Here is a 4,628-nt window from a genome sequence, read left to right as displayed (position 1 = left end):
GTCGGCGGTGCCGATGAGCGCGGCCCGCGCCGTCGCCGTCACGAGTCCGGCGGTCTGGAGCCGCGCGACGAGCGAGCCGTAGTCGGTGAACGCTCAGTGGTTCGCGTCGGCGAGCAGCGCGCGGTGGCCGGGAAGGCTCGCCCACGAGGACTCGATACGGGCGGCGCCCTCGAATCCGCCGGTGCGGAACAGCAGCAGCGGCGGGTCGAAGCCGCCCGGCGTCGGATACAGGTCGAGATAGCCCTCGAGGTTCGCCACCGCGCCGACCCCGCGGTCGCCACGGGCCGTGTACACCGCCGCCGTGCCGCCTGCGGAGTGTCCGTACAACCCGATCCGGCAGGGGTCCATGACCGGGGCGAGCGGCAGGTCGCCGAGCCGGTCAAGGACCAGGCGGAGGTCCGCGATCCGGGTGTCCACCATCGTGCGGAAGGTCGCCGGGTCCGGCGGTCCGGTCAGGACGGTCGTCCGCATCCCGGTCGGCAGTTCCACCTGAGAGGCGTCACCGGGGTGGTCGACGAGGACGACCACTCGGCCGTGGCTCGCCAGGTCCTCGGCGAGGGTTGTGCCGAGCGTGCGCGAGTCGCCGCCACCGGGGGAGTACACCAGCACCGGCCGCCGCCCGGGCAGCGGCGGTGCGCCCACGTACCCGTGGGTGAGGACCGCGCCCCAGTCCACCGTCCCCGGCCCCGGCAGTCCCGGATGGACGTGCGGCGCGTACTCGGCGAACACCGCGGCCTCGTCCGGGGTGAGCTGCGGGGCCCGGGAGCGGCCGCGTACCGATCGGGCCGGATACAGGACGGTCAGCATGACCTCCCGCACGCCGCCCACCCACGGGTCGCTACGGGCCGGATCCGTCAGATGGACCGTCCGCATGCCCACCGGGTACGGGCCGCCGGGCGCGGGCAGCCGGAGGACGGGGCCGCCACTGGAGGCGGATGCCGCCGTGGGCAGCAGGGCGGCGGCACTCCCGCATAGGGTGCCTTTCAGAAGAGCGCGTCGTGACGTCATACGGACATCCTTGGGGCGGGGGCCGTCACGATGCGAAGGTTCAGGCCCTGGCCGAAAGGCTGGTCCGGGACGAGGAGTTGTGAGAGTGCTGCGAATCCACTTCACGGCGCAGGACTTCGCCCGGGTCCGCCTCGCCACCCGCCCGGCGCCGCTCCAGGAGCTGCACGCCGCCCTGACGACAGCCGTGGCCCGGCGGGGCGGGCCACTGTTCGCACCGTGGCGCGCCCGTGTCCTGCGCTCCCTCCCGGCCGCCACCGACCCGCTCGCCGACCTGGTTCCGGCGGGCCGCCCGCCCTCCTTCCTCGACGTCCTCGGCGACACCATGGCCGACGGCTTCGCACAGATCCGCGCCACCAGCCCCGGCCACGTCCGCTCCGAGCTGGAGCGGGTCTACGGGGCGGTGCCCGCCCCTCGCTGGATCCGCAGCCTGCACGCGGGCGACGAGACGGCCTGGCGCACCCTGCACCGCGCCCAGCAGGCCGCGTACGAGACGGTCCTCGCCCCGGTCTGGCCCGTCGTACAGGATCTGCACCGCGAGGAGTTCACCCGCTACGCTCTGGCTGTCGCCGAGCACGGCGTGGCCGCCACGCTGACCGGCCTGGCCCCGGGCAGCCGGCTCCACGAGGCCGTGTGGGAATGGCCCGGCGCGGCGCCGGCCCGCGAGGTCCGCCTCGACGGGCGCGGCCTGGTCCTGCTGCCCACTTTCCACCACCCGGCGGGCCCGCTTCTCCAGGACCTCCCGGGCCGCCCCGCAATCCTGACGTACCCGGCCGGTCCCGGGCTCCCGCCCACCGCGGGGCGCCCGGCCGTGCCCGCCGAGGCCCTGGCCGCCGTCCTGGGCCGCACCCGGCTCGACGCGCTGCGCCTCCTCGCCGAGCCCCACACCACGACATCCCTGGCCCGCGCCCTCCACGTCAGCAACGCGACGGCCTCCTCCCACGCGGCGGCGCTCAGATCGGCGGGCATGGCGACGACGACCCGCACAGGCCGCTCGGTCACCCACCAGCGCACGGCCCTCGGCACGCTGGTCGCGGGCGCGTCGCTCTACTGAACAGGTTCGCCGGATCGCTGTTGCCCTGGAGTGCTCGACGAAGCGGATGTGGTGATGTGCCTCAGCGGTAGCCTGCCAGGCCGTCCGCGAGTTCTTCCTGGTCGCCGTCGCGGATTGCGGAGAGGGCCTGCTGCAGGGCGAATGTGCCGCGGATCGCGGCGATACGGGTATGGAGTCCGTGGGTTGACCAGCTGCCCAGGGCGAGCACCCGCTCCAGCGTTTCCCGGCCGTAACTCGCGCCGATGGCTGCGAGATCCTCGGCCGGGTCGCTGAGTGCGACATCGTCCCAGTCGAGTACTCCGGACAGGTGCGGCAGGCCGTGCTTCCACACCCACAGGACGTTTTCCGCACCGAGGTCGCCATGCACCACCGCTCGGGTGACGTGGGGAAGGTCGTCGAGTGCTGTGAGTTCCCGCTCGGCCCGTAGGCGCCCGCCGTCGGACATGAGCTGGAACAGCTCCGCGCGCACGTTCTCCGCGAACCGCCGCCACCGGCCTTGTGGTGCCCGAGGAAGAACGGCTCGTACCGTCTCGTCGCTGCCGGCACGGGCCAGAGCGGACAGCAGCGTGGCGTACTGCGCCGCCACGGTGTCGGCCACTTCGGCATCGCTGAGGGCGCCGGTCTCCAGCGGTTCCCCGGGAATGCGACCGAGTACGAGGAACGGCGCCTCGTCGGTGCCGTGGGCGCCGCCCTGGAGCAGTGGCTCAGGAGTGCGGAAGCCGAGGTCGAGGCCGGCGAGGGCGTGTAGTGCGGCCATCCGCTCCGGTAACCGAGCGGCCGCTGCCGGGGTGCGAGGCAGGCATACGACGCGGTCTGAGCCCATGACCACGGTGTGGAATTGCCCCTGGCGTACTGCGAGGTCGTCCGGTTTGTCATCGGGCAGCAGGCGGCTCAGCAGAGCGCGATGCGTCGTACGGATGCTCACGAGTGTGACCTTTGGGTCCTTCGTCGGGTCGGAGGCCGTGGGGGGGAGTCGAATGCTCCTCCCGGCCGGGTGGGTGCCTGGATGGCTTCAGGTGTGCCCAGTCCACGCGCTGCCAGCGGCTGCGCCAGGGCTCGGACCGAGCGACTGTGGTCAAGATCTCAGGGGCCCCTCCGGAGAAGTGGATCACGCGGCTCAGTGCGTGTCCCGTCAATTCTTCAACTTTGAAGGCGCCGTCAATTCCGCCGATGAAACTGCCGATGGCGGATAGGTGACTCAAGTAGCCCGGGTGCCGAGTTGTTCGTCACCCGGTCCGTGGGGCCATCGACACGAGCGTGGGCAACGCCACGAGAGTCCGGTTGCGATCGAAAAGCTTGGCCGATCAGGGCTGATGGCAACATGGTCAACCTCCGTTTCCCTCTTTCCCCGGGTAGGGATCGACTGTTGCGCGGTGGCTCCGGGGCGAGGAATCGAGCTACGCGGCCCTCGGGAGGCGGTTGACGGCCGTGATCAAGTCAACCTAAGCTCTCGATTCGGATTAGGGGAGCGAGACGGGGAAGCCTCAGGCCGCATGGGCCGGAGGCGGCATCTCCGTGATTGTCCCCCTACTGGTTACTGACTCTTGGCATCGGCAAACCAAGGTGGCGATCTTGGGGGCGGCTTACAGGAAACGTCACGATGGCTCAGGTCTCTCCAGGTGAGGGGTGGTATGTCCATTCCCTTCAAAGAAAACGATGACATCTGTCGCGACACTGGCTGCCTCGCCTTCATCGAGGATAACTGGACCGATATGCGCCCGCACAGCCGCCGGCTGGCCGCGGCGCCACCTGTGTGAGCCCACAACCGATAAAACGAGACCTGCGACTGGCTCGTGGCCATCTCGAAGGGGCCGGTGACGACACGATGGCGGAGAAGACCGAGCGGATCGGGGACTTCGCCATCGCCGCACGGGCACGCGACGAGCGCTTATCGCTGAACGCCTGGCAAGCGGACGGAGAACGGGGCCCGGGGGAACAGTGACCGAGGAGATACTTCCCGCCGACGTGAAGTCCGCGGAGGAATTCGACGACGCCGCGGACATTTATCTCTTCGCCGAGGAACGCGCGGCCGTCGTCGGCGCCGTACCACGGCGCCGACGGGAATTATCGATGGGCGAGATGCACATCCGGTGCCGGGGGTACGACCTCTTCCGCTCGGGCCTGACACCCGCCGCCGAACACGGGGACAACGACGGCCCCGTCCTCCACCTCCCGCTGACGCCCGACCGGTGCCGCGTGGCCGGGCCGCTCGGCGGGCGCCGCCATGTCCGGGGGCCCGCCGCCGAGGTCCGGCGCCCGCCGGCCGAATGGAACGCGGGCACCCGGATGCCGTCCCCGACGCTCACGGCCGCCTTCGCCGCCCGGAGCGCCCGCACCCCGGACCCGACCGCGCCGGTCGGATCGCCGAGGACGGCCCCGTGAGCCGCCCCGGGCCGGGCTGACCACCCGGACCCGCCTGCCGCAGCGCCAAGGGGCCGAGGGCCCGTACCGACCAATGCCGCCACCTGCCCGTCCGGACCGGAACGGGCCCACGAAAAGGGGAGACAGGGCCAGTGAGCAGCCACGAGGTCCAGGCAGCCGAGACGGATGTCGCGATCATCGGCATGGC

Annotated in this window: 5 protein-coding genes; 3 read left to right on the top strand and 2 right to left on the bottom strand. The window is 71.5% G+C overall.

Annotation, left to right across the window (positions count from 1 at the left end; translation table 11 throughout):
- Positions 1-93: 93 nt before the first annotated feature.
- Positions 94-1,008, bottom strand: a complete 915-nt coding sequence (locus BBH68_RS38640) for an alpha/beta hydrolase family protein (protein WP_245738486.1) — start codon at positions 1,006-1,008, stop codon at positions 94-96.
- Between the two features lie 85 nt (positions 1,009-1,093).
- Here BBH68_RS38640 and BBH68_RS38635 point away from each other — a divergent pair, with 85 nt between their 5' ends.
- A complete protein-coding gene (locus tag BBH68_RS38635; RefSeq protein WP_065968194.1) occupies positions 1,094-2,059 on the top strand; it encodes a winged helix-turn-helix domain-containing protein in 966 nt (321 codons plus the stop codon).
- Between the two features lie 61 nt (positions 2,060-2,120).
- Here the strand turns inward: BBH68_RS38635 and vph are convergent, their stop codons facing one another.
- Positions 2,121-2,984 carry a viomycin phosphotransferase gene (vph, locus tag BBH68_RS38630; protein WP_065968193.1) on the bottom strand — a complete coding sequence of 288 codons (864 nt, stop codon included), beginning with the start codon at positions 2,982-2,984 and terminating at the stop codon, positions 2,121-2,123.
- A 706-nt stretch (positions 2,985-3,690) separates the two neighbouring features.
- On the opposite strand from vph, the gene BBH68_RS44200 reads away from it, so the two are divergent.
- Positions 3,691-3,816 carry a hypothetical protein gene (locus BBH68_RS44200; RefSeq protein WP_281182516.1) on the top strand — a complete coding sequence of 42 codons (126 nt, stop codon included), beginning with the start codon at positions 3,691-3,693 and terminating at the stop codon, positions 3,814-3,816.
- A 181-nt stretch (positions 3,817-3,997) separates the two neighbouring features.
- The gene (locus tag BBH68_RS44195) at positions 3,998-4,441 is read left to right on the top strand and encodes a hypothetical protein (protein WP_065968192.1); all 444 of its coding nucleotides are present in this window, start codon (positions 3,998-4,000) and stop codon (positions 4,439-4,441) included.
- Positions 4,442-4,628: the final 187 nt, after the last annotated feature.

Origin of the sequence: Streptomyces sparsogenes, assembly GCF_001704635.1 — a bacterium.
In the GTDB taxonomy this organism is placed as follows: domain Bacteria; phylum Actinomycetota; class Actinomycetes; order Streptomycetales; family Streptomycetaceae; genus Streptomyces; species Streptomyces sparsogenes.
This window is presented reverse-complemented; position numbering and strand designations above follow the sequence as displayed.

What these genes read in the sequence shown, in the direction of transcription:
- BBH68_RS38640 (WP_245738486.1), bottom strand. Translation starts at nt 1,008, where the DNA reads ATGACGTCACGACGCGCTCTTCTGAAAGGCACCCTATGCGGGAGTGCC.
- BBH68_RS44200 (WP_281182516.1), top strand. Translation starts at nt 3,691, where the DNA reads ATGTCCATTCCCTTCAAAGAAAACGATGACATCTGTCGCGACACTGGC.